Genomic DNA, 25,316 nt, shown 5'->3' with positions numbered 1-25,316 from the left:
AGGCTAGGTGACAGTATGGGTGGTCGCAAGCGTGTGGTCGTGACGGGCGGTGCAGGTTTTCTCGGATCCCACCTGTGCGACCGGTTGCTTGCAGCGGGTCACGTCGCGATCTGCGTTGACAACTTTCATACTGGCCGGCGCGCCAATGTAGATCATTTGAACGATCACTCCAGCTTCGAGCTTGTTGAGCACGACATCGCTGCTCCACTCAACCTCGATGCCGATGAGATCTTCAACCTCGCCTGTCCCGCTTCCCCTCAGCACTATCAAGATGATCCCGTCCGAACGACGAAAACAAGCGTGTTCGGCGCATTCAACGTTCTGGAGTTAGCAAACCGCACACGCAGTCGCGTTCTCCAAGCCTCGACATCCGAAGTCTACGGCGATCCGCTTGAGCACCCACAGCACGAGACCTACCACGGGAATGTCAATCCGATCGGACCACGCGCCTGCTACGACGAGGGCAAGCGCTGTGCCGAGACACTGTTCTTTGACTTCCAGCGCCAGTACGGGACTGAAATCAAGGTTGCGCGCATCTTCAATACATACGGTCCCAGGATGCAGCCGAACGACGGCCGCGTTGTATCGAACTTCATCGTGCAGGCGTTACGCGGCGCGCCAATCACGGTCTACGGTGAAGGCGCTCAAACGCGCTCATTCTGCTATGTGGACGACTTGGTGACGGGGCTGGTTGCCCTCATGGGAAGCCCGCCCGATTTAATGGGACCCGTCAATCTCGGGAACCCGGGCGAATTCACCGTCCGCGAACTCGCCAAACTCGTGATCGACTTGACAGGGTCGTCATCCAAGATGGTTTTCCGCCCTCTGCCGGCAGACGATCCGCGCCAACGTCGGCCGGACATTTCGCTGGCATCTTCGGCCCTCGGCTGGCGACCGGAAGTCGGTTTGCGCGACGGCCTCGTACGCACGATCTCCTATTTTGAGTCCCTGCTCAAGTACGGCGCACCCCTTGAACCAGCACGCACGGCCGCCACACTGGTCAATCGTGATTGCTATGCAGGTGGCATCATCGAGGATACGGGCACCGTGGAGGAAACCGCGCCATTAGGGGAGTAGCGAGCCTATCGTCGACGCTGCCGGATCTTTTCTGTCCTTCACACAACACGATACCGCCCGCGCGACCATCAACAGGCTGTACTGCGCCTCTCCTTTACCCAGTAGCCACCGTAGTCATCGATCCCCACGATCGGATCAACGATTTCTCGCTCGGCCCGAAAAATATCGACCGCACGCCGGTTGTCTTCGAACAGGTAGTAATCATCGAGGATGACGCTCCCTCCGGGGGAAAGCTTATCGTAGAGAGCTGCCAGCGTATCGCGGGCGCTTGAGAAGGTGTCACCATCAAGCCGCAGGATCGCAAGCCTCTCGACCGGCGCGTTCGCAAGCGTCTCGGCGAACGGCCCTTCCAGAAAAACCACTTGCCGGTCGAGAAGCCCATAGCGCTCGAAGGTGGCCCTCACCTCGTAAAGCGGCACGGCGAAGACGGGTTCTTCACGTAGGAAAGCGGCGGAATCCTCAGGGTCCGTATCGAGAGGCTGACCGTCAAACGTGTCGGCTGCAATAACGCGCCGGTCGGTGACGCCGTAGGCCTTTAGCGCCGCTCTCATCATCATGGCCGCGCCGCCGCGCCATACGCCTGCCTCGAGGAAATCTCCCGCGACGCCACCGGAGATGACGCGTTCGCACTCGGCCCTCAGATGGCGCATGCGCCGCGCACCGATCATTGAGGGGGCTACCGATGGCCAATCCCATCCGTTGAGGCGGTGGTTCTCATCGTAGCCTCCGATGTGCGGCTGTATCGCGGGATCGCGATTGAGGCGCCCGACGAGGCTGTCGCACATTAGGTCGAGGTAGGCCGCGCGAAGCCTGGAAATCTCGCTGGCTAAATATTCACCATCAATGTTCTCTAGCTGATCCGACCTATCCATCTCACACGCACCTGTCCGCAGATCACCCTTCATTACTACTATGGCGCTAGATCAGGACCTATAGAAATCGATAGACGCCGTTTGCACGTGCAGTCTTGCAACTCTGCTCCCTTCTATGAACTCGGTGTTCGGCAGAGGTTCGCTTGCGTCTTATCGGTGACGTGCAACGCTCAAGATATTTAGTTTGACGTCAGCAGAGAGTCGATAAGGTGATGCATTCTTTCGGCGACCCATTGAGAAGCTTGTTCCTGGTTGCAATGTCCGCTTTCTCGGCACAGCAGAAGTTACCAGTCGGGTGGTCGCGCGGATCATGATGTCGGCTGTGGGTCATTCGCGTCGCGTGGGATTCACTCGATGTCGGCTGTTGCCGGATGGCATCCAATGGTGAGAGGCCTGAATTATCGACCGCAATTCAAACTAAAAGCCACCAAGGATTGCCCCGGCAAGGATCCAGATAGGCTAAGATAGACTATATGTGTTCGTCGACACGATTGGTCAGGACGTGCACCGATGGCGTTAGCAAAGCGACCTAAATTTAAGACCGAAGACAGTTTGAAGCACTACATAGCGGAGCTAGAAGTGCTCCCGGCTTCTCCAGAATTCCACGCGGCATTGCTCACCTCAAAGCTAGATTTGCAGCTTCTCGTCGACCTTCAAGAAGACAACTCGCTGTTGGGCGATCGTATGCGGGGTGATGAACCGGACAGCTTCATGTTTCGACGACCAAAAGCAAATCCGAGGTGATCGCTAATGTCGTCACTTAATCCGCCGCGAAAATTTAGCTTCATCGATCCACCATCGCACTTTGCACCGATCAGCGAATGGCGCGAGTTCCTCGAGAGCCTTGAGGCCGAGCCCGATAAGACACATCAACTCAAGGAAGAGATCCTCAAGGCCAAGGAACACATTGCCGAAGCGTCGGGCGACCGAACCTGACCCTAAAGCTTGTGAGAGCAGCGTAAGGCGCCTGTGGGCCAAGCTGGGAAGTCAAGGTGACAGGTTGATATGTCCGGTTCGGTTCAGGCAGCTGCCGTGCAACTTGCGAGCTGCATCAAAGGATGGAGATTGTCAGCCGGCGCTTCAGCCGCGTTCAACCAAGTTCGCGATTGCCCGCGAAAGATCATTAGCCCCCCGACAATATGGCGCCTTCATCCAGGTGCCCCCAACGTATGGCTGACGGCGTACACACCCTCGTCTTTCCAGTCGATGAATACATCGACGGCCATAAACTGCTGCTTTGACATCTTGATCTCCATCTGACAGGCGAAGCCTCTGACGAAATGCGTGCACTCGGTACCAATCTGGTTCAGACTAGTCCCTATAGGAATAGTCCGAGGAAGGAAGGTGTGTCACGTCGCACGGTCCGAAGGGGTTTCGCAGTACTCCTCATTGCGGGATTGACGCTGCTGCCCCAGCCCGCAGCCGCCCGTTGGGAGGCAAATATTGAACGCGACGACTTCGGCACCAACCATGTGGGGCTGGCCGCTACCATGTCAGGCGGACGCGGGCTGGTCCTACGCTGTGGGAATGATGCGTTCGCGTCGTGGCCGGCGGTGATCATGTGTTTCCTGTGCTCGAAGCTATTGCCAAGGCGAGGTCCCGCATAGCGGTTGCCGTCATGATCGCGGGCAAGCGTTTCGAAAACAGCAGGCCCGGCGCGCGGGGGAGTCAAGCGGCCTTTAAGCACATTTGGCAATTCTGCGGCTCGAAGCTCGGCGACTACACGAAACCCGACCTTTGAGGTTGTCAGCGGTCGCGCGCTCGCGGCCGCCAATGCCGGGCATCTTATCTGGACGGTCTCTAATAAAAGGTCTGTCCGGAACGGGCGAGACGTACACGACGGTCCAAATCATCTGGCGTTTGAGGAAGCTGGCATCCGCGAAACGGACGATTTTCCTCCCTGACAGGAACACCCTCGTCGACCAAACGCGGGCAATGATCTCAAGCGCCTTGAGCGCGGTGGTGACGAATACCCGCCGACCTTAAATCGATCGTCCAAAGGTTTGTAAATGCCTTGCCAGCCGGGTATCCGAGAGCGTATTCGGCGCGGTACCGCCAACGCGCGAGTAATACGACTGCCTCTATCCAGCAGGACAAGTGAATCCGACATGACCGACACCATCCATTGCGTGAAATGCCAATCACCGTACGCATACGAAGACCGAGGACTGTTCATTTGTCCCGAGTGCGCGCACGAGTGGTCGGGCGCGGAAGCGCATGAAGAGGAGGCGACGGAAGAAGCGGTTGTCCGTGACGCTAATGGCGCCGTGCTAACGGATGGCGATACCGTGATGGTCGTCAAGGATCTGAAGATCAGGGGCTCGTCGAATGTGGTCAAGGTTGGCACCAAAGTGAAAAACATTCGCCTTGTTGGCGGTGACCACGACATCGACTGCAAAATACCAGGGATCGGCCAGATGGGGTTGAAATCCGCGTTCGTGAAAAAGGTCGCGGACTAGCGAGCCCGTCCGGCGTCAGAACCTAACAGATAGTTTGAGCCGATTGCTGACGAAGCTGCGTTCGCCGCGTTCGATGATGTTGATGTCGACATCCTCCGCCACATCGCCTGCTTCCCGCATCCGCTCGCGCATGATACGGAACTGAGGCCCGCTCGGGATAAGTTGCCTCTATAGAATTCGCCTGTGCGTTTTCAGGCCGAGTTAATGGACAAAGGTCTGTGTCTCCTTGCCCTAGGCGGCCCTCACCTTATACTTCCCGCATGGATGATTTGACGCGGCGACAGCAATTCTATCAGTTTTCGAAAGGGCGACCGCGCGCGCATGTCTTCCAGACAGTCTCCTCGATCGATGCGCCTGAGCGCGAGCGCTACGATTACTGGCTCAAATCTGTCATCTATAATCTCGAAGTTCCCCGGCCGAACGCTGCGCAACAGCGCGATTTCGTGGCCTCGGTCACTTCGCTCGCAACGCTGTCGGGCGAAATGCACCATGTCGAGGCCGATGGCTACGAGGGGATCAGAACGCGCGGCCAGATCAGGGCGGATGGCGGCGAAGAACTCGCCCTGCTCTATGTCCTGGATGGCCGTATCGAAGGCTCACACGAGCATGGAGCAGATGCCGTAGCAGGCCCGGGCGAGTTTTATCTGTTCGATGCCGCCCGTCCAGGAAAAGTCCAGTTCTGTGGTCGACACAGCATGATACAGATCGATCTTTCCCGGCCATTGCTTGCGTCGATCTTCACCGGATCGATCCCCGATCCGGCCTTGATCGGCAAGGCGCTCAATAGCTCACGGCTCTCCGGTCTACTTGGCGCGCATTTGGCACAGTTTCCCAAAAAGGCCACCGCGCTCAATCCGATGGAACAACTCGGGCTGCTCGATGTCTCGGAAGCTTTCGCCATCACCACCATCGAAACCGCCTTCACCTCGGCCTATGGCGATCGAGGCAGCCGCAATGAGGGTTTGTTCGCAGCCGCGCAACGCTATATCCGGCTCAACCTGGGGAAGAAGACACTGGGCGCGGAGGAAATCGCCCGTGCCATCGGCTGTTCGCGGGCCAGTCTTTATCGCCTGTTTGCCACCTACCATCTGACCGTCAATGGTCAGATACGTGAACTGCGGCTTCAGAAACTCAAAGCCTTACTCGAAAGCCCCGACCAGTTGGTGCCGATCTCGGTACTGGCAGAGCGCTGCGGGTTGTTCGACACGCCGAATGTCAATCGTGCCTTCCGGCATCGATTCGGCCTCTCCCCGAGTGAGCTGCGTGAGAGCCAGAGTAGCTCCGCCGACGGTGATACCGGTCAGAAATCGAGAGAATAGACTGCTCGATTATGCATTTGAGACACGCTGATTACCGCTTATTTTTCAATGAATTTATAGTGCAAACTCCGAAACTTTGCCCGGTCCCTGTCCCGGGCTGAAGGGTGTCGGCTGTTCAACGGCCGCGCCGCGAGGAGCTTGGACATTGAAGACCAGAATACGATCGAAGTGTTCTGCGATTGCACGCGGGAGATTGCCTTGGGCATTTCTGGCCGGCGGTTCGGCGCTGGCACTAAGCGCCGCTAGCCCGGTTCAGGCGCAGATCGTCATTATCAACGGGCATGAAATTATCGATGGCGACGACCCCACCGGAACGACGAGCGGCACTCGGCCCAGTCCTTGGGACACCGGCCATCTCCTCTATGTCGGCGACCTTGGCGCCGGCGAGCTCACCATCAAGAATGGCGGCCAAGTGTCCAGCGCATTTAGCGCGGTCGGTTACCGCTCTAGCTCGAACGGCATCGTCACCGTGTCGGGAACGGGCGCCGATGGAAACGCCTCCACATGGGCAGGGGCCGGATTTTTCCGCGTCGGCAATGAGGGCGCGGGCACGCTCACCATCGAGAAGGGCGGTGTCGTAAACGTTGGAGAGTGGGCCGCGATCGCAAACGGTGGAGGAGCAGGCAGCGTAACGGTCGAAGACAACGGTTCGCAATGGAATATTGCCGGCGATCTTTTTGTGGGGCGGCGCGCTCAGGGCGCGCTGACAATTTGGGATGGTGGGGCGGTGACCGCTGGGGCAACCTATCTTGGTTCCGATGCACCCGGCGCATCGGGTATGATTGCGCTCGATAGCAATGGTGTTCTGGCTACCCGCGTTGTCGAGAAGGGACTGGGCTCCGGGGTGCTTTCGTTCGATGGCGGCATATTGCGCGCGACGTCCGATGAGGCCGATTTTCTGCGCAATTTCGGCACCGGTGACGTGACGTTTGGAGCGGGGGGAGCGATCTTCGATACAGATGGGTTCGACATTGGTATCGGCACGGATTTACAGGGAGCTGGTGGCCTTACCAAGCTGGGCGGCGGCACACTGACGCTAGCCGGGGAGAGTACCTATACTGGCGAAACCACTGTTTCCGAAGGTACCTTGATCGTTGTTGGATCAATTGCCACTTCCTCCCTTCTCACGATAGATTCCGGAGCAATGCTTGGCGGATCAGGCATTGTCGGCAGTACGATCGTGGCAGATGGCGGCACGCTAGCGCCGGGTAGTTCCATCGGTACACTGACTGTGGATGGCGATCTCACCTTTATGGCAGGCTCTCGCTTTGCCGTGGAAGTGAACCCCCAAGGCACGGAAAGCGATCTTGTCAAAGTGACCGGCAAGGCGACGCTCAACGGCGGCAGCGTTGCCCATATCGGTGCTAACGGCAATTACGATCTGGACTCGACCTACACGATCCTGTCAGCCGTAGAGCTGGTCGGCGTGTTTGAGAGCGTCACCTCAGACTTCGCCTTTCTCAATCCCGATCTGATCTATGATTATATCGCCGACACGGTCGATCTTGTGCTTGTCCGCAATAGTCAAGATTTTGCTGCGTTCGCGCTCACCCACAACCAGATCGCCACGGCCAAAGGAATTGAGAGCATCGGTTTCGGCGCCGGTCATCGCGTCTATGACGCGATTGCCCAACTGGCCAACGACACAGATCTCATTCGCGCCAGCTTCGACGCGCTGTCGGGCGAGATCTTCGCCTCAGCGCAAACGGCCCTGATGGAGGATAGCCGGTTCCTGCGTAAAGCTGCCAACGATCGAATCCGTGCGGCGTTCGCAACGGCAGGAGCGTCCTACGCCACGGTGCTGGCCTATGGCTCGGGGCATGCGCCAGTTCTCGTCGCCGCCGACTATGCCGGGCCGGTGTTCTGGTCGCACGGCTTCGGGGCCTGGGGCTCAACCGACATCGACGGCAATGCCGCGAGCCTCGACCGCTCGTTGGGCGGCCTGCTGATCGGCGCCGACGGTCTTGTTGGCGATTGGCGTATCGGCGTTCTGGCCGGCTACAGCCAGTCGAGCTTTGACGTGCAGGACCGCACTTCGTCGGGATCGAGCCCCAACTACCATGTCGGCCTTTATGGCGGCACCGAATGGAGCAATGTGGCTTTCAGGGCAGGCGGGGCCTACACTTGGCACGATATCGAGACCAATCGCACTGTCTCCATTGCGGGCCTCACCGATAGCCTTTCGGCCGATTACAATGCCGGCACCTTTCAGGCGTTCGGAGAACTCGGCTATGGCATGAACCTGGTAATCGGAATGCGCCTGGAGCCCTTCGTCAATCTCGCTCATGTGAGCCTGCGTACCGAGGACTTCACCGAAGATGGCGGCGCGGCGGGGCTGTCCGTCGAGAGCGGCACGACTGACGTGACGTTCATGACGCTCGGCTTGCGGGGAGAAAACAATTTCGCGCTCGGCACGGTCGACGCCACCGTGCGCGGCATGATCGGATGGCAGCATGCATTCGGTGATACGGCCCCCGAGAGCACGCATGCCTTCTCGGCAGGGGACGCCTTCACCATCACTGGCGTTCCGATCGCCAGAAACAGTGCCGTTGTTGAGGCAGGGCTTGACCTCAACCTGACATCCGAGGCGACCTTCGGCGTATCCTATACTGGCCAGATTGCTTCGGACGCCCAGGACCATGGCATCAAGGCAAGCCTCGCGGTGAAATTCTGAGAATGGCAAAGCCGCGCGCCTGACAATCTGCTCGGGCGTTCCGTCTCACCAAGCGCTATGCGGATTTAAGTTCGGACTTGTTCCTCCACTCTTCACCATCTGATGTGACCGCTTGGCACACGCGTGAACAAGGTTGCCAATGACAGCGCCGATTTTCTTGATTTTCTTGGACCGGAGCTGGCTGTGCTGAAACGCCTTAAGTGGACTAAGGCGCTGACGAGTTTGCCCCCCGGCAACTATTGAGCCTTCTTTGGCAGGTTCATTGCTGTGAGAGCTTTCGAGGTGGTGCGGTGGTTGAGGCTGACGAAGTCTTGGTTTGAGACGGGTGCACAAGGCGGGCAATATGTTCGGATTGGACGTTCGCTTTACGTGAAGCCCAGACCGCAATGGCGAAGCCGCCAGCGGCTACGGCAAGCGTAAAGAGGAAGGACAGCACGGACCCAACAGTGAACCAATCCATCATCTGGCAGACTCTTCAGAACAGAGTTGTGTCGTGGGATCCAGCGCCTGCGTGTCGACAGTCCTTGGGGTCAGCGTTCCAAAACCCAGAACCGGTTCGATCCAGTACGTCACATGACGCACTGGGATGCGCTGTCTGATTTCTTCGAGCAAGTCCTTCGCGCGAGGTAACGTCATCACAGCGGCGAGCAGTTGACGCCTGACGCGACCGCGTACGCGTTCCCTCATTTCAGAAGAGTCGAAATCGTGTCCGTGCCCATCTGCGGCCCACGTGGTAAACCCGGTAATGGGCGGGTCGGAGGCTTGCAGAAGTTCGACGACGCGGTCCCCAATATTCTCGGGAAAAACCAGCATTAGCTTGCAAGCGGGTTGGTCCATACGAACTCCTCTTCCGCAGCCTGGACATCGCCTTTGCCGGCGACGCCGAAGCGACGGAATAAAATGGGAAGCAGGAAAAGGGTGAGCGCTGTCGATGTGACGAGCCCGCCGATAACGACGATCGCCAAGGGCTTCTGAATCTCGGAACCTGGACCGCTGGCGAACAGCAAGGGGACAAGGCCGAATGCCGCAATGCTGGCGGTCATCAATACCGGTCGAAGTCGCCGGACCGCCCCCTCGAACACAACACGATCAAGCGGTAGACCTTCAGCGATGAGTTGGTTGAAATGACTGACCAGGACCAGCCCATTCAGAACAGCGATGCCAAGCAGCGCGATGAAGCCGACAGAGGCCGGTACCGACAGGTAGCCGCCAAATGCCCACAAGGCGAGCATGCCGCCGACGAGAGCGAAAGGAATGTTGGCAAGGATCAGCAGTGCTTGACGTAAGGAACGCAATGTCGCGAAAAGCACGCCAAAGATGAGAAGCAGCGCAAGTGGAACGACGATAGCGAGCCGCGTCGCAGCGCGCTGCTGGTTCTCGAATTGCCCGCCCCATACCAGACGGTAGCCCGATGGTAGAGTAACTTTTTGGGCGACTGCTTGCTGAGCATCTTCGACAAATCCGACGAGATCGCGCCCCGTGACATAGGCCTGCACGAGTGCAAAGCGCGAAGCATTTTCCCGGTCGATTTTGACAGGCCCGGCAGTTCTCTCTATGCGGGCAACGTCACCGACTCGGACAAGGCCGCCATCGCCTGCCGCGAGCTGGCTATTTGCAAAAAGCTGTGGCGTTTCGCGAACAGCGGGCCCGCCCCGGATCAAGATATCCGTACGCCGACCCGGCTCAGCGACGATCCCAGCCTTGGCACCTTCGAGCAGGGCGCGAAGTTCGTCCTGGATCTCGGTAACCGACAAACCAGTGCGCCCGGAGTTCAATCGGTCGACGTTGATCTGCAGATAGTCGACGGTGTCGTTAGCGACCGTTGAGACTTCTGCAGCGCCGCTGACCGTCTCGATCGCGGCCTGGATCTTGCCCGCCAGTTCCGAGAGCACTTTCAGGTCGGGACCAAAAATTTTGACGGCCAAATCTCCCCGCGCCCCAGTCAGCATTTCCGCCGTGCGCATCTCGATCGGCTGGGTGAATGCGAACTCGACGCCTGGAATATCAACCATCGCCTGGCGCATCTGATTGAGCAGCCAGTCCTTGTCTGGAACGCGCCACTCCGTCTTTGGCCTCAGAACGAGGAACGTATCGGTTTCATTCGGCCCCATCGGGTCGAGGCCAAGTTCGTCTGAGCCAACACGGGCAATCACCTGTTCAACTTCCGGAATGGCGGCCATCAATCGGCGCTGAATGATGAGATCGGTTTCGATGCTGCTCTGGAGATTGACCGATGGCAGCTTTGTGAGCTGCATGATGATCGAACCTTCATCCATGGTTGGCATGAAGGTTTTGCCAATCGCGCTATAGGCAATAACCAAGGCTGCCATGCCGCCAGCTGCGAACAAATAAAGCGGCAATGGAAATCGCAGGCCGCCTCTCAGGAGAACCCGATAACCTCTGGTCAGCAATCGCATCAGCAACGGCTCGCTATGCTGGCCCGGTTTTAAAAAGAACGAGGACAGGACGGGAATGAGGGTCAGCGACAAGACGAGAGAAGCGCTCAATGCAAAGATGATTGTTAGTGCAACCGGAGCAAATAGCTTGCCTTCCAGTCCCTGCAACGACAACAGCGGCAGAAATACCAAGCAGATGATCACGATGCCGGAAGCCACCGGCACAGCAACTTCACTCGCTGCGCGGTAGACTTGATGCAGGTGCGGAATTCGTACCTGGTCGCCTTCATGATGCAGCCTCTCGACGGTGTTCTCGACGACCACAACGGCAGCATCGACAATAAGCCCGATTGCGATCGCAAGTCCGCCAAGGCTCATTAGGTTTGCCGACATCCCCAAGCCGTACATGATGACGAAGGTGGAAAGCGCTGCGAAGGGAAGCGTGATGGCCACGACCAGTGCCGCCCGAAGATTGCCGAGGAAGGCAAGGAGCAAAACCACCACCAGAACGGTTGCTTCGAGCAGTGCTCTGCTGACAGTTCCGACAGCCCGCTGGATCAGGTCGGAACGGTCGTAAAACACCGCAACCTTGACACCCTTCGGGAGCCCCGGTTCGAGTTCTGCCAGCCGTTTGCGCACAGCTTCAACGATCGAGCTTGCGTCGGCACCACGCAGCGACAAGACGAGGCCCTCAACAGCTTCGCCCTTACCGTCCTTGGTTACAGCGCCATAGCGGGTAAGGCTGCCGATGCGAACGGACGCAACGTCGCGCAGCCGCAGGACGCGACCGTCGTAGTTTTTAATAACGATCTGCTCGAGATCTTCAGGCTTCTTGATCGCGCCTTCAGCACGGACGACAAGCGCCTTTTCGCCCTCGCTTAATCGCCCGGATCCGTCGTTACGGTTGGCTTCCGCAATTGCGGTAATGAGGTCCGAGACGCCTAGACCCGAAGCCGCGAGAGCCGCACTGTCGGGTACCACTTCGAAGGTGCGCACCATTCCACCGAGCGCGTTGACGTCAGCGACACCCGGAATGGTTCGAAGTGCGGGACGAATTGTCCAGTCAAGAAGGCTGCGCCGTTCTTCGAGCGATAAACCTCCACCTTCGATCGTGAACATGAACACGTCAGACAGCGGCGTCGAGACAGGTGCCAGCCCGCCGGTAACACTGGCCGGAAGATCGCCGCGTATGCCGGCAAGCCGCTCTGCAACCTGCTGGCGCGCCCAGTAGATGTCGGTGCCGTCTTCGAAGTCGAGGGTGATGTCGGCAACCGCGTATTTCGCCAGGGAGCGCAGAATGGTCTGACGAGGAATGCCAAGCAGGTCCATTTCAATGGGCGCGATTACCCGCGTCTCGACTTCTTCCGGCGTCATCCCCGGCGCCTTCATGATCATCTTGACCTGAACCGGGGCGATGTTCGGGAACGCATCGATTGAGATGTTTAGGAAGGCGTAGGTTCCCGCCCCCGCAAGCAGCAGGGCGGCAAGCAGCATGAAGACGCGTTGCGTCAGGGAGAATTCGATTAATCTCCGCAGCATGGTCAGTTGCCCTCAAGAATGAATTGAAGCTGCGGAAGACCGCTTGCGGCAACCATCTCACCTGCAGTCAAATCACCGGTCACAGTTGCGGAGGATTGTGAGCGGCCGTTTACAGAGACGGGTGCCAGCCTGAACCCACTGTTTTGACGTACGAAGACGGCATGGTGGTCATTGATCCAACTGACCGCCGAAGCTGGGACCTCGAGGCTACCCATCGTGGCCTCCCGCATGACACTGATCGTCACCATCTCACCCCGTAGAAGGCGGGCGTCCGTCGGCAGTCGCGCCAATAACTTTGCAGACCGCGTGAGCTTATCGAGACTACCGCCAATGGAGACGACGACGCCGATGGGGCCGTCGACCACCTGAACTTTGTCGCCAGGGCGGATCTTGGTCACGAGATCCGCTGAGACCTGAGCTTCGATCCAAATTTCGTCGCCGAGAACAAGTGTGGCAACCGGTGCGTTCGCTTCGACCGCGGCGCCGGGCAGTGCGGAAACCTCGTCGACGCGGCCATCGTTCGCCGCCACGATCGTATATTGACCTGGGGCGCCAAGCTTGATGCCACCCATCGAGACAGCTTTACGGTTTTGCTCAAGAACGGCGGCGATTTTGGCGACATGGGCTTCAGCTTCCGCCGCCATCGTCGGACTATAAATTTGTTTGTCTGCTAGCGTGCGTTTGCGCTCGGCTATGGCTCTGGCCATCTGCAGCTCAGCTTCGGATTGAGCAATTTGGCTTAACGTCTCAAGGAGCTCTCGGCTCGCCAGCGTGGCGAGTGCATCCCCTTTCTTGACGTACTGTCCTGGAAGAACGTGGTTTTGAACGACAGTTCCTGAGAACGGCGCTGTTGCTGCAATGTGCTGGTTCATGGCCGACACGACGGTGGCCGGCAGCAGCGCAAGTGCCTCGCTTGTCGCCGGCTTAGTTTCGGCAAGCTTAATTTCGAGGTTCTCGACCTGCTTCGGGCTAACGGCGATACTCTGCTCTCCAGCAGCAAACGCCGGGCCTAAAGCCAGTATTGAAGTGACCGTGGAACAAAGCAGCGCGCGCAGCATTTGCGGAGCCTCCTGAGGCGAACGAAAGCCAATCTCGGGGAAGCGCATGCCATGCGAACCTGAAAGCCACCTGAATTGCGCATTTCCTGCGACGTCGGTGTTCAGCTCATTTTCAGCTTGGCGACCTATAAGCACCGGCAAACCAAGGAACTGGCATGCGGATTTTCCTGATTGAGGACGACCAAGAGATCTCCGAGCGACTGGTCTCAGGCCTCGAAGCGCTTGGATATGTCGTCGACCACGCTGACAACGGTCCCGACGCCTATGTGATCGGCAAGGACGAAAACTTTGACGCAGTAATCCTCGATCTTGGTCTTCCCGGATTGGAGGGTCTTGAGGTCTTGCGTCGCTGGCGCGCGGATGGGGTCCAGCTGCCCGTCCTTGTGTTGACGGCCAGGGGGATGTGGTCAGAGAAGGTTGAAGGCCTGAACGCCGGGGCCGACGATTACATCACCAAGCCTTTCCATATCCCAGAAGTCGATGCGCGATTGAAGGCGCTCATCAGGCGGAATTCCGGGCTTGCTACACCTGTCTTTACGAACGGAAACGTTTCTCTCGATACCGCCAACGGACGCGTCACCCTTGATGGCAAGCCAGTGGATATGACGGCGCGAGAATTGCGAATGCTCAACTATTTCATGCACCGGCTCGGGCGCATCATACCGCAGGCCGAACTGACCGAACATCTCTACACGCTGGATGAAAGCCGGGAGTCAAACACGATCGAGGTTTATGTCAGCCGGCTGCGGCGTAAGCTCGGAGCAGACATCATCAAAACCGTTCGTGGCATGGGTTACAGAATGGACGAGCGTAAATGATGTCGCTGAAAAACAGGCTGATCGGCGCTGCTGTCTTATGGATTGTCGTAGGTATGCTTTCCGCCGGTTTCGCACTCTCGGCAATTTTCCGCGAGCATGTCACCCAGCAATTCTACGATGAGCTTTATGTTCATCTCGACGAACTGCAGCGGCTTGTTAATGTCGGTAAGGGCGGACAGGCGAAAGTCGAGCGTCAGCTGAGCGACCCGCGCTATGACGTGGACAGCTCGGGGTTTTACTGGGAAGTGCAGCGTAACGATCACGTGCTTGCTCGCTCGGAATCGCTGAAGGGTGGAATTTTAAAAACACCAGTCGACGACGCTGCTGGTGCCGGGGTCCACACCCACGAAATTGATGGCCCGACAGGCAGCTTGATTGTCGCAGAGCGTTCCAAATGGACCGCTCCCGATGGTCCACCCGTCCGGTACATCATCGGCACGGATCGGCGCCACCTAGAAACGGTGCTGGCGAGTTTCAACAACATGCTCATATTAGCGTTGGGCCTCCTAGGTCTGACAATGGCGCTGGCCGCCGCGGTGCTGATTACTTTTGCCATGCGGCCCTTTGCCGGAATGCGCGAAGCTTTGATGCGCGTTCGATCCGGTCAGGAAAAACGCCTTTCTGGGCAGTTCCCGCCTGAAGTTCAGCCCCTGGCTGATGATCTCAACACATTGCTGGCGTCAAGCTCGGACTTGATCCAGCGTGCGCGCACCCAGGCCGGGAACCTAGCGCACGGATTGAAAACGCCGCTCGCAATATTGACCGATGAAGCGCACAAAATTGCGGAGCAGGGCCTGGAACAATCCTCCAAGACGATTTTTGAGCAATGCAGCAGGATGCAGACGCAGATCAACTTCCAGATCACCCGCGCCCGCGCTGTCGCCATGCGCGCGGTCCCAGGCACAGTCGCTTCGGTTGCCAAGGCCGCGAGCGAGGTAACAAGTGCACTTTCACGCCTTTACCGGGATCGCATGCTCAATATCGACAATGATATTGCGGACCCTGCGAAGGTCGCGTGCGACCCTCAGGATCTGAACGAAATGCTCGCCAACCTCGTCGATAATGCGTGTAAGCACGCTAAGGAAAAGGTCAGAATCTCTGTGGCTCCGGGCTCACCTTCGGACCTGTTGCAGATCATCGTCGAGGATGATGGTCCAGGGCTTCCCCCGGAGGCCTATGACATTGTTTTCGACATCGGACAAAGATGGGATAGCCAGAAACCCGGCGGCGGACTGGGGCTTGCGATCGTGCGCGATCTTGCTCGGCTCTACGGCGGCGATATCAGCTTGCACCCCTCGAAGTTGGGTGGCCTTGCTGCGATCCTTGAACTCCCGCGGCTGCAGGATGCGTGCTAGGGCACAACCTATATCAGTTTAGACATCCGTGAGACCATCGTAGCAGATCGCGGGCCTACGGCTAACGCCGGTTCATTTCTACGGCCCGCGAGGCGATCGTATGTCTGTCATGCGGATTTTGAGGGATTGTCTAGCTGCCTTTCGCGGCGGCTTCCAGTGTAGCGATGTCGATCTTTTTCATCTTGAGCATCGCCTCCATCGCACGCTTGTTAGCCTCGGTATCATCGCTGCTTAGAAGCTCAATGAGCCGTCGGGGCACCACCTGCCAGGATAAGCCGAACCGGTCTTTGCACCACCCGCACATGCTTTCGCTGCCGCCATCGGCGGTAAGCGCACCCCAGTAGCGGTCAACTTCTGCTTGGTCTTCGCAGTCGATCGAGAACGATACGGCTTCCGTAAATTTGAATGCGGGGCCACCGTTGATACCGACGAAGCGTTGCCCGTTTAACGTGAAGTCGACGGTGATCACGTCAGCCTTCTTCACGGAGGGATTGTCGGCTGGTGAGTGAAGGACCTTCTCGATCCTGCTATTGGGAAAAAGGCGGGTGTAGAATTCGGCGGCCTCTTCGGCATTATTGTCGAACCAGAGGTTGGGCGTGATCGATTTCATGATGAATACGTTCCGCTTGTGAGTTTGTAGGATGGGCTCAGCCCGAGCCCGGCGATGCCAGAAGAGTTACTCGTCGAATTTGAGATCTTCCGCACGGAGGATTTCATCCAACTTGGGAAGGGCGGTTGGTCCGATGCCATGGAGTTTGGCGATGTCCGCGCGGCTCCACCTTGCAAGATCGTGGGGCTTAAAAATACCGTTGTTGATCAACGCCCGCTGCGCCGGCTTCGAGAGAGCGAGAAAAGATCGGCTTAGCCGGGAGTAATCAAAGTGAGCGCTCTTCTCCTTGTCACAGGGCTCCATGATCACCACTCCTTCGCATCCGTTGAACGCTCTCACGGTTTTGCCCTCGCCGAGCCGAAGTCAGTGCGCCAGTCAAAGCTGCTCACGTCGAATAATTGTCAGATGAGATACCGGCGCTACTGAGTGATTTCGGGTTCGACAAGGTTTGCCAGCTTTTGGAGACATTCCTGCCAGCCGAGATAACAACCCTCGACCGGGATCGTGTCTGGGAGCCCCTCCTGTACGACAGTCATTTCCGTGCCGACCGATACGGCGCTGAGCGTGACAGTGACTTTCATCTCGCCGGGCAAATTGGGATCGTCGAATTTGTCCGTGTAGACCAGCCGCTCATTTGGGATGAGTTCGAGATAATCGCCGCCGAAGGAATGGCTCTCACCAGTCGTGAAGTTCCGGAACGACATTCTGTGGCTGCCACCCACCTTGGCGTCCAATGCATGGACGGTACAGGTGAACCCAAAGGGTGGGAGCCAACTGGCGATCGCATCCGGTTCAAGAAACGCCCGATAGACCTTTTCTGGCTTGGCAGCGATGACGCGATGCAAGCGGACGGTGTTAGGCATGACAACTCTCCTGCCGTTTCGAGTTCAAGATGTACGTTTGGATGTGTCTGATCTGAACAGGAGTTCCAGATACCGGCGAAGATGGCCGATGCTGTCGGCGGCGACTGCTGCTCCGCCCTTTGCTTTGGCGAGGACGAACGACCCCTGGATCACCGCCTGCATGTGCAGAGCGAGGCTTTCAGTGGTCCAATCGCCGCGGACGCCGTATTTCTTCATCGCTTCACCGATGTCGGCTTCGAGCGTCTTGGCATGGCCGCTGATATTGCGCGCGCAAGCCTCTACGATGTCCGGACGCGTCTGATAGGCTTCCTGAGTGATCATGCCGGCGAAGCAGGTGAAATCTGGCAGATCTCCAGCGAGAAGTTCCTTGCGGAAATCGACATAGGCGAGCAGGCGGTCGAGCGGATCGGCGTGGTCGTGATATTTCGCCTGCGCGAAAAGTCCGCCGGTCATTGCGTCCCAATGGGCAACCGCGGCGAGCGCCAGGTCATCTTTGCTTTTGAAGTGATGGAAGAAGCTGCCCTTGGTGACACCGGCTTCGGCGCAGATGTCTTCGATCCTGGTCGCCGTATAGCCCTTCGAGCGCACGATCTTCAGCGTCGCATTGAGAAGCTTGGTTCTTGAATCTTGTTGGGCCATTTCCGTTACCATACCAACTGATCGGTTTGTGTATACCTACTAGTTGGTATGGAGTCAAGGAAGGGTTAGCGCTGAGTTAGAATACTGAGATGGTCTGACGGATTTATCGTAGATGTCCCGCCCGACCCAAACGCGACGGTATTTAACATGGTGGTCTTGTGGTGCGAGGTATCCAATGAGTTTGTCAGCGCGGCGAAGTGCCGGTAACCCGCCCCGCTATAAAGCGGACAATTCTAGGCGCCGCGTAATGCGGATACCTTCCAGAAATGCTTCATCGTGACTGACAACCAGAAGCGCGCCGTCGTAGGCGCGCAAGCCTGCTTCGACAGATTCGATGGAGTCGATATCGAGATGGTTTGTCGGCTCATCGAGAATGAGAAGTGACGGCGGCTGGGGGGCGCCAAGAACGCAGGCGAGACCAGCGCGGAGTATTTGTCCGCCACTGAGGTTCGCGACAGCCTGAAGTGCTGCATCCGCGCGAAATCGAAAACGAGCAAGTACGGCGCGGCAGATGTTCTCATCGGTGCCGGGATTGAGGCGCAGAAAGTTGTCCCGGATCGACATCGAAGGGTCGAGGAGACTCACGCGCTGGTCGAGCATTGCGAAATCGGTCGTGACGTTCACGGCGCCGCGCCACGGTTGCAACTGCCCCGTCACCATTGCGAGGAACGTCGATTTGCCCGAACCGTTCGGTCCAGTGATGGCGATGCGTTCCGGTCCAACGACTGCGTATGTCATATCCTGAAGGACAGGCCGGTCAGTATCGTAGCGGGCATCAGCAGATACGATCTCCAACACCGTCTTATTGGCAGGCAGATGCGTCGGAGCAATGTCAACCGAAAGAGGTTGGAGGATTTCGATCTGCTTGCGGGCAGATGCTGCAGCGTCCATGGCCTCAGCGCGCTTGTCCTCAGCCAGCCGGGCATTGCGGCCGCTCGTACTCTCGCTTCTGTCCTGCAATCGGCCCAGAATGATCCGGGGCATTCCGCCCTTGGCCGCGGTCTTTCGCCCAACACCGTCCTTGCGTGCTTTTCGCTCCGCTATCGTTTGAGTCCTGCGTGCAATGTCCGACAGACGGTTTTCAGCGTCGTCAAGTTCACGGTGCGCCGCCGCAAGCTCTCGGGCTTTACGCGCGCGGTACTGACTCCAGTTGCCCCCGTAGCGTTTTGCGCCCAGCGAGGTGAGCTCGACAATCGCGTCCATCGTTTCAAGCAGTTCACGATCATGGCTGATGACAATGGCACCCACACGCCAAGTTGAAAGAAAGGCCAAGACCGCCTCGCGGCCATCACGATCAAGGTTGTTGGTCGGTTCATCCAAGAGCAGAAAGTCCGGTTCGGCGAAAAGAAGTGCGGCAAGGCCCACGCGGGTGCGTTGTCCGCCAGAGAGAGTTGATAACGGCGTATCGAGAGAAGCAACGAGGTCGACGCGGTCGAGAGCGGACGCAACGCGCGCCTCTAACGTCCAATCAGCATCTTCGAGCTCTTCGATGGTCGCCCCACCGGCCTCAGCACGTCGAAGAAGCGCAAGCGCATCCCGAATGCCGAAGAGGTCAGCAACTGTTTCGGTTGCGCACACCTGTACCGTCTGACGCAAAATGCCAAACGTGCCATTGATCACGAGGTTGCCTGACTGAGGCGAGAGCAGACCGGCGATGATCCGGAATAGGGTCGTCTTTCCGATGCCGTTCCGGCCAACAAGCCCGGTACGCTCGGGACCGAAGCTCAATGTGAGGTCGGAAAAAAGCGGAGAGTTATCCGGCGTGGACCAGGAAAGATTGGAAAGAGTGATTGATGCAGGCATGGTTATGAATTTCCCCGACGACAGAGCGAATTGGCATTGCTGTCGGGTTGAAATCCATTGCTGCACACTTCCTGTTTGACGTTGGTTAGGAGCCCCGTGAAAGTAAGCGAGCCGCTGCAGCTATTCAAGAGCGGGGGGATCATCGATAGGAGAACTGCACGACTACTCCTGATCCTTTGAGTTTGCGGCAGATGCACACCTCGCCTCGCTCGCGCCATACGATTCCTCCTTGAGGATACGGCCAAGCCTTGGCAAGACATCCCTGGATTAGATGGAGATTCGAATGTCCGACGGTTGGCGAGAGTCAGCACCGGCGTGGATTACGAGTATGGGCGATCGCGGCGACTTCAGCCGTGAGTTTGTACTTGATGGACCAATGATTGAAAGGGTTCGGGAAAAGAACTTCCAAAGTGCGTTGGATGTCGGATGTGGAGAGGGACGCTTTTCTAGAATGTTGCGGGCCCACGGAATAAAAGTCGTGGGTATCGACCCCACAGAAGCCTTGGTGGAGGCGGCTTGGCAACGTGATCCGCAGGGCGATTATCGCATCGGCCGTGCCGAGGCACTCGCATTTCCGAACAATACATTCGATCTCGTTATTAGCTATCTGACGTTGATTGACATTCCCGACGTGGCTAAAGCGATAACCGAGATGGGGCGCGTGCTTAGGCCGGGCGGAACGCTTTTGATAGCCAACCTCACCAGTTTCAGCACCGCGGGTAAGAATGGTGGGTGGTCGCGAGATTCCAACGGCGAGCTCCAATTCTGCATCGATCATTATTTGGAAGAACGCGCTGAATGGGTTGAGTTGCGTGACATCCGCATCCGGAATTGGCATCGGCCTATGAGCAGCTATATGCGGCTTCTGCTCGCCGAGGGCTTGATCCTACGCGCATTCGAAGAGCCAGCCCCCGTGGGGGGCGATCCGGAAATAGCCGATCGCTGTCGACGTGTTCCCTGGTTCGTTGTTATGGAATGGGAGAAACCCAAAGCCTAACGCCGCGCCGGTGCAAGTGATATGTCTCGCACCTTTCGCCAGCTGTCAGCGTGGCTCCCCGTTGCTAGCAGCTCTGTGGCCGCGTCGACCTTGGTAGGATTGACTTCGCAGGATGTCATCTCGATAGTCTGGCCTACTGTTTTGCGGAAGAGATCGGGTTTATCCCGGCGCCGAAGGAGCAACCGCCCCGGAAACTCTCAGGCACCAAGGACCGCAAGGCTTCTAAAACTCTGGAAAGCGATCGGGTACAATCCGGTCCACCGACGAGGAAAAGCACCCTAGGGTTACGGTGCTAAATCTTTCAGGTCTTATGACAGAGGGGGCTCGCATCAGCGCACTGCCGTGCGCGTCAACGAGCCTATGGAGCCTCTGCCTTGAGCGCTACAACCCCAACTACATCAAGCGCCCCCCTGAAGAGAACGCCGCTGTACGAGCTTCATTTGGAGCACGGTGCACGCATGGTGCCGTTCGCTGGCTACGAGATGCCTGTCCAGTTCGCGTTGGGTGTCCTCAAGGAACACCTTCACACGCGCGCGGCAGCAGGATTGTTCGATGTCTCGCACATGGGACAAATCGTTTTGCGACCGAAGTCCGGTGACGTTGCCGATGCGGCACGGGCACTGGAGAGGCTGGTGCCTGTCGATATCTTGGGGCTGGCGCCAGGTCGGCAGCGTTACGCGTTCTTCACCAACGCGAACGGCGGCATCATTGATGATATGATGGTCGCCAATCGTGGTGATCATCTGTTGTTGGTGGTGAATGCGGCCAGCAAGGAAGCCGATGAGGCGCTTTTAAGGGCGGAGCTCTCCGACGATTGCGACATCGAGCGCCTTGATCGCGCGCTGATGGCGCTGCAAGGGCCAAGGGCTGAAGCCATACTGACACGGCTTGCACCCGATTGCGCCGGGATGCGCTTCATGGACGTACGTGAGGTCCAGATCAACGGCGCGGCCTGCATTGTTACGCGCTCGGGTTACACCGGAGAAGATGGCTTCGAAATTTCGACACCGATCGAGGCAGCACGGCCGATTGCGGAAGCGTTGCTTGGGGAACCTGACGTAGAACCGATCGGATTAGGCGCGCGCGACTCGTTGCGGCTTGAGGCGGGCATGTGCCTTTGCGGCTCCGATATCGATACGGAGACTACGCCGGTTGAGGCCGATCTTGTCTGGGCGATCCAAAAATCCCGCCGAATTGGCGGTGTGCGCGCGGGAGGGTATCCCGGCGCCGATACGATCTTGGAGCAACTTGAAAAGGGTACAGAGCGCCGTCGTGTTGGACTACGTCCGGAAGGCCGCGCACCCGTGCGTACCGGTGCTCCGCTGTTCGAGAGTCTAGAGGCGTCTGAGTCAATTGGCCTTGTCACATCCGGCGGATTTGGCCCGAGCGTTGATGCCCCCATTGCCATGGGATATCTGCCAGGCTCGTTCGGCACGCCCGGCACAAAAGTGTTCGCGGAAGTCCGGGGGAAGCGGCTCCCGGTAAACGTAACCGAACTTCCATTCATAGTACCTCGTTACAAACGTAGCTGATCCGTTTCTGTGCCAGGAGGATGCCCTAATGAAATTCACAGAAGACCACGAGTGGCTGAAGCTCGAAGGTGATGTCGCGACCGTCGGAATTACGGAGCACGCTACAACCCAGCTGGGAGATTTGGTCTTTGTTCAGCTGCCGGAAATCGGAACAAAGCTTGCCAAGGGCGACGACGTTGCCGTCGTCGAATCCGTCAAGGCTGCGTCAGATGTCTACGCGCCTCTCGACGGTGAAATCGTCGAGGTCAACGAAGCCGTCGCAAACGATCCGTCGATCGTGAGCTCAGATCCGCAAAACGCAGGTTGGCTTTTCAAGTTGAAACTCGCCGACATGAACGCACTAGAAAGCCTCATGGACGAGGCAGCCTATAAGGCACTCGTCGGCTAACGGGATATTCCATGACCGCTTCCAAAAGTTACGAGCCCTACGATTTTGCCAATCGCCGGCACATCGGCCCCTCCCCCGAAGAGATGGAGGAGATGCTGAAAGTTGTCGGGGTGAAAAGCCTTGATCAGCTGATCGAAGAGACCGTTCCGAAAGGCATTCGTCAAGCCGAACCCCTCGATTTCGGTAAGCCTCTCTCTGAGCGAGGTGCGTTGGATCGTATGCGCGAAACGGCCGACAAAAATCAGGTGCTGACCTCGCTCATAGGCCAGGGATACCACGGCACGATCATGCCGCCCGCGATACAGCGCAACATCCTGGAAAATCCCGCTTGGTACACCGCCTACACGCCCTATCAGCCGGAGATAAGCCAGGGGCGCCTCGAGGCGCTGCTGAACTTCCAAACGATGGTCTCCGATCTCACGGGGCTAGACGTTGCCAACGCGTCTCTTCTTGACGAGGCCACCGCTGCAGCGGAGGCGATGGCACTCGCGCATCGCATCACGAAGTCGAAGGCGTCGAGCTTTTTCGTCGACGAGGAATGCTTGCCTCAGACCATCGCCGTGTTGAAGACAAGGGCCGAGCCATTGGGCTGGCAGATCATAGTTGGCAATCCGTTCGAGGATCTCGAGCCAACCGAAGTCTTCGGCGCATTGTTTCAGTACCCCGGTGTCTGCGGAGCTTTTCACGACTTCTCCGCCGTCATCGAACGATTGCATGAAGCTAAAGCCCTGGCAGCCGTAGCGGCTGATCCACTGGCGCTCACACTTCTAAAACCTCCGGGCGAGATGGGCGCAGACATTGTTGTCGGCTCCATGCAGCGCTTCGGCATGCCGATGGGATATGGCGGACCGCACGCGGCTTACATTGCAGTCAAGGACGCCTACAAACGTTCTTTACCCGGGCGTCTCGTTGGGGTTTCAGTCGATGCGCGCGGAAATCGCGCTTATCGCTTGTCTCTACAGACGCGCGAACAGCACATCCGCCGTGAAAGCGCGACGTCGAACATCTGCACGGCACAGGTTCTGCCAGCCGTGATTGCGTCGATGTACGCGGTGTTTCATGGTCCGAAGGGATTGAAGGGAATTGCCGAGCGTGTGCATCGTAAAGCAGCCCGATTGGCTGACGGCTTGGAGTCGTTGGGCTTCAAGATCGCGCCTGAAGCCTACTTCGACACGATAACCGTCGAGGTCGGACCCTATCAGGGTCTTATCATGAAGAACGCCGTTGATAACGGCGTGAACGTGAGAAAGGTCGGGCAGGATCGCATTGGCATCACCATCGATGAGCGGACGCGCCCGGAAACGCTCGAAGCGGTTTGGCGTGCATTCGGTGGCTACGATCTGGCCTACACTGATGCGTATCCCGAGTACCGCCTGCCGAAGGATCTCATTCGTCAGTCTGATTATCTCACGCACCCCGTCTTCCACATGAACCGGGCAGAAAGCGAAATGACGCGCTACATGCGTCGCCTCGCCGATCGTGACCTTGCGTTGGATCGGGCGATGATTCCATTGGGCTCATGCACCATGAAGCTCAATGCGACCGCAGAGATGCTGCCGATAACATGGCCCGAGTTTGCGGAGGTCCATCCCTTCGCGCCCTCGGATCAGGCACTTGGATATGCGGAATTGCTCGAGGACCTGTCCGATAAGCTGTGTCAGATTACGGGCTACGATGCCTTCTCGCTTCAACCCAATTCGGGTGCTCAAGGCGAGTATGCCGGTCTACTGACGATCCGTGCCTATCATAAGAGCCGCGGCGAGGGGCATAGGAACATCTGCCTTATCCCGGCATCAGCGCACGGCACCAATCCGGCATCGGCTTCGATGTGTGGCTTTAAAGTTGTCGTCGTTGCAACGGATGCCAAAGGAAACATCGATCTTGCCGACTTCCGCGCCAAGGCAGAGGCGAACTCAAAAAACCTCGCTGTCGCGATGATCACCTATCCGTCGACGCACGGGGTGTTCGAGGAAACGGTTAAGGATATCTGCGCCATCACGCACGAGCACGGCGGACAAGTCTATTTGGATGGCGCCAACCTGAATGCGCTTGTCGGACTTGCACGGCCGGGGGATATTGGATCGGACGTTAGTCACCTCAATCTGCACAAAACGTTCTGTATTCCCCACGGAGGAGGGGGGCCAGGCATGGGGCCGATTGGCGTCAAAGCGCACCTGGCACCATTTTTGCCGGGCCATCCCGAAACCGGTGGCAACGCCATGACCGTATCGGCGGCGCCCTACGGATCCACGTCAATCCTGCCGATTTCGTGGAGCTATTGTCTGATGATGGGCGGCGCGGGCCTCACGCAGGCGACACGCGTGGCGATTCTCAGCGCGAACTATATCGCGAAACGTCTCGAAGGTGCTTTCCGTATTCTTTATACGGGCGGGCAGGGACGCGTCGCCCACGAGTGCATTATTGATACGCGCCCGCTTGCCGAAAGCGCTGGAGTGACAGTCGACGACATCGCCAAGCGGCTCATCGATTGCGGCTTCCATCCCCCGACCATGAGTTGGCCCGTCGCCGGAACACTTATGGTCGAGCCGACCGAGTCAGAAACGAAAGCAGAGCTCGACAGGTTCTGCGATGCGATGCTCGCCATTCGTGAAGAGGTGCGTGCGATCGAAGATGGCAAGGCAGACAAGCAGAACAACGCTTTGAAAAATGCGCCACACACCGTCGAGGACCTTATCGGTACGTGGGATAGGCCGTATTCGCGTGAAGCAGCCTGCTTCCCAACAGGAGCGTTCCGCGTCGACAAATACTGGCCATCGGTGAACCGGGTCGACAACGTCTACGGAGATCGTCATCTCATGTGCGCGTGTCCGCCAATCGAAACCTATGTAAAGGCTGAGGCCGGCGAGTAAAATCGAGAGCTAAAGCACCGTCAGCGTTGTGGGACGTTGGCGGTGCT

Annotated in this window: 23 protein-coding genes and 1 riboswitch; of the genes, 13 read left to right on the top strand and 10 right to left on the bottom strand. The window is 57.9% G+C overall.

What is annotated here, in order from left to right; translation table 11 throughout:
* Positions 1-15: 15 nt before the first annotated feature.
* Positions 16-1,077 (top strand): UDP-glucuronic acid decarboxylase family protein, encoded by a 1,062-nt coding sequence (locus K5845_RS01785; RefSeq protein WP_287958176.1) that lies wholly within the window; start codon positions 16-18, stop codon positions 1,075-1,077.
* 68 nt (positions 1,078-1,145) lie between these two features.
* Here K5845_RS01785 and K5845_RS01780 read toward each other — a convergent pair whose 3' ends face one another.
* Complete coding sequence (locus K5845_RS01780; protein WP_046477441.1) at positions 1,146-1,949, bottom strand: TylF/MycF/NovP-related O-methyltransferase; 804 nt, start codon at positions 1,947-1,949, stop codon at positions 1,146-1,148.
* A gap of 510 nt (positions 1,950-2,459) precedes the next feature.
* Here K5845_RS01780 and K5845_RS01775 point away from each other — a divergent pair.
* From K5845_RS01775 to K5845_RS01750, 6 genes are all read left to right on the top strand, one after another.
* Positions 2,460-2,693 carry a hypothetical protein gene (locus K5845_RS01775; protein WP_287958174.1) on the top strand — a complete coding sequence of 78 codons (234 nt, stop codon included), beginning with the start codon at positions 2,460-2,462 and terminating at the stop codon, positions 2,691-2,693.
* A 6-nt stretch (positions 2,694-2,699) separates the two neighbouring features.
* Positions 2,700-2,885, top strand: coding sequence for a hypothetical protein (locus K5845_RS01770; protein WP_287958172.1), 186 nt, complete (start codon positions 2,700-2,702; stop codon positions 2,883-2,885).
* 837 nt (positions 2,886-3,722) lie between these two features.
* A complete protein-coding gene (locus K5845_RS01765; protein WP_287958171.1) occupies positions 3,723-3,935 on the top strand; it encodes a DEAD/DEAH box helicase family protein in 213 nt (70 codons plus the stop codon).
* A gap of 122 nt (positions 3,936-4,057) precedes the next feature.
* Positions 4,058-4,408, top strand: a complete 351-nt coding sequence (locus K5845_RS01760) for a zinc ribbon domain-containing protein YjdM (RefSeq protein ID WP_287958169.1) — start codon at positions 4,058-4,060, stop codon at positions 4,406-4,408.
* A 260-nt stretch (positions 4,409-4,668) separates the two neighbouring features.
* Complete coding sequence (locus K5845_RS01755; protein WP_287958167.1) at positions 4,669-5,727, top strand: helix-turn-helix domain-containing protein; 1,059 nt, start codon at positions 4,669-4,671, stop codon at positions 5,725-5,727.
* A 145-nt stretch (positions 5,728-5,872) separates the two neighbouring features.
* A complete protein-coding gene (locus K5845_RS01750) occupies positions 5,873-8,401 on the top strand; it encodes an autotransporter family protein (protein WP_287958166.1) in 2,529 nt (842 codons plus the stop codon).
* A 259-nt stretch (positions 8,402-8,660) separates the two neighbouring features.
* Here the strand turns inward: K5845_RS01750 and K5845_RS01745 are convergent, their stop codons facing one another.
* Genes K5845_RS01745 through K5845_RS01730 form a run of 4 tightly spaced genes read right to left on the bottom strand, consistent with a single transcriptional unit; the run spans position 8,661 to position 13,394 of the window.
* Positions 8,661-8,864 carry a hypothetical protein gene (locus K5845_RS01745; RefSeq protein WP_046477457.1) on the bottom strand — a complete coding sequence of 68 codons (204 nt, stop codon included), beginning with the start codon at positions 8,862-8,864 and terminating at the stop codon, positions 8,661-8,663.
* Complete coding sequence (locus K5845_RS01740) at positions 8,861-9,238, bottom strand: DUF3240 family protein (RefSeq protein ID WP_287958165.1); 378 nt, start codon at positions 9,236-9,238, stop codon at positions 8,861-8,863. The genes K5845_RS01745 and K5845_RS01740 overlap by 4 nt, the downstream gene beginning before the upstream one ends.
* Complete coding sequence (locus tag K5845_RS01735) at positions 9,214-12,336, bottom strand: efflux RND transporter permease subunit (protein WP_287958164.1); 3,123 nt, start codon at positions 12,334-12,336, stop codon at positions 9,214-9,216. The genes K5845_RS01740 and K5845_RS01735 overlap by 25 nt, the downstream gene beginning before the upstream one ends.
* A 2-nt stretch (positions 12,337-12,338) precedes the next feature.
* A complete protein-coding gene (locus K5845_RS01730) occupies positions 12,339-13,394 on the bottom strand; it encodes an efflux RND transporter periplasmic adaptor subunit (RefSeq protein ID WP_046480070.1) in 1,056 nt (351 codons plus the stop codon).
* A gap of 155 nt (positions 13,395-13,549) precedes the next feature.
* Here K5845_RS01730 and K5845_RS01725 point away from each other — a divergent pair, with 155 nt between their 5' ends.
* On the top strand, positions 13,550-14,212 hold the full coding sequence (locus tag K5845_RS01725; protein WP_287958161.1) for a response regulator transcription factor: 663 nt from the start codon (positions 13,550-13,552) through the stop codon (positions 14,210-14,212).
* Positions 14,209-15,567, top strand: coding sequence for an ATP-binding protein (locus tag K5845_RS01720; protein WP_287958160.1), 1,359 nt, complete (start codon positions 14,209-14,211; stop codon positions 15,565-15,567). The genes K5845_RS01725 and K5845_RS01720 overlap by 4 nt, the downstream gene beginning before the upstream one ends.
* 130 nt (positions 15,568-15,697) lie before the next feature.
* Here K5845_RS01720 and K5845_RS01715 read toward each other — a convergent pair whose 3' ends face one another.
* The 5 genes from K5845_RS01715 to K5845_RS01695 all read right to left on the bottom strand — a co-directional run bounded on the left by K5845_RS01715 (position 15,698) and on the right by K5845_RS01695 (position 19,482).
* Positions 15,698-16,177 carry a VOC family protein gene (locus K5845_RS01715; protein WP_046477468.1) on the bottom strand — a complete coding sequence of 160 codons (480 nt, stop codon included), beginning with the start codon at positions 16,175-16,177 and terminating at the stop codon, positions 15,698-15,700.
* A gap of 66 nt (positions 16,178-16,243) precedes the next feature.
* Positions 16,244-16,480, bottom strand: a complete 237-nt coding sequence (locus tag K5845_RS01710) for a helix-hairpin-helix domain-containing protein (RefSeq protein WP_046477469.1) — start codon at positions 16,478-16,480, stop codon at positions 16,244-16,246.
* A gap of 116 nt (positions 16,481-16,596) precedes the next feature.
* Positions 16,597-17,040, bottom strand: a complete 444-nt coding sequence (locus K5845_RS01705) for an SRPBCC family protein (RefSeq protein WP_090226694.1) — start codon at positions 17,038-17,040, stop codon at positions 16,597-16,599.
* Between the two features lie 24 nt (positions 17,041-17,064).
* Positions 17,065-17,679, bottom strand: a complete 615-nt coding sequence (locus K5845_RS01700) for a TetR/AcrR family transcriptional regulator (protein ID WP_046480071.1) — start codon at positions 17,677-17,679, stop codon at positions 17,065-17,067.
* Positions 17,680-17,895: 216 nt separating this feature from the next.
* Entirely contained in the window at positions 17,896-19,482 is a 1,587-nt protein-coding gene (locus K5845_RS01695) for an ABC-F family ATP-binding cassette domain-containing protein (RefSeq protein WP_046477472.1), read from the bottom strand.
* A 283-nt stretch (positions 19,483-19,765) separates the two neighbouring features.
* Here K5845_RS01695 and K5845_RS01690 point away from each other — a divergent pair, with 283 nt between their 5' ends.
* The 4 genes from K5845_RS01690 (at position 19,766) to gcvP (ending at position 25,269) form a co-directional block, all read left to right on the top strand.
* The gene (locus K5845_RS01690) at positions 19,766-20,479 is read left to right on the top strand and encodes a class I SAM-dependent methyltransferase (protein WP_353736528.1); all 714 of its coding nucleotides are present in this window, start codon (positions 19,766-19,768) and stop codon (positions 20,477-20,479) included.
* Positions 20,480-20,613: 134 nt separating this feature from the next.
* Positions 20,614-20,703: riboswitch (glycine riboswitch) on the top strand.
* Positions 20,704-20,853: 150 nt separating this feature from the next.
* Positions 20,854-22,011 (top strand): glycine cleavage system aminomethyltransferase GcvT, encoded by a 1,158-nt coding sequence (gene gcvT / locus K5845_RS01685; RefSeq protein WP_046477476.1) that lies wholly within the window; start codon positions 20,854-20,856, stop codon positions 22,009-22,011.
* A gap of 28 nt (positions 22,012-22,039) precedes the next feature.
* Complete coding sequence (gene gcvH, locus K5845_RS01680) at positions 22,040-22,399, top strand: glycine cleavage system protein GcvH (protein ID WP_046477477.1); 360 nt, start codon at positions 22,040-22,042, stop codon at positions 22,397-22,399.
* 11 nt (positions 22,400-22,410) lie between these two features.
* On the top strand, positions 22,411-25,269 hold the full coding sequence (gene gcvP, locus K5845_RS01675; protein ID WP_287958153.1) for an aminomethyl-transferring glycine dehydrogenase: 2,859 nt from the start codon (positions 22,411-22,413) through the stop codon (positions 25,267-25,269).
* Positions 25,270-25,316 lie beyond the last annotated feature (47 nt).

Origin of the sequence: Filomicrobium sp. (genome assembly GCF_025698805.1) — a bacterium.
Taxonomy (GTDB): domain Bacteria; phylum Pseudomonadota; class Alphaproteobacteria; order Rhizobiales; family Hyphomicrobiaceae; genus Filomicrobium; species Filomicrobium insigne.
The sequence above is the reverse complement of the archived record's forward strand: the minus strand, read 5'-3'. Positions and strand labels throughout refer to the sequence as shown.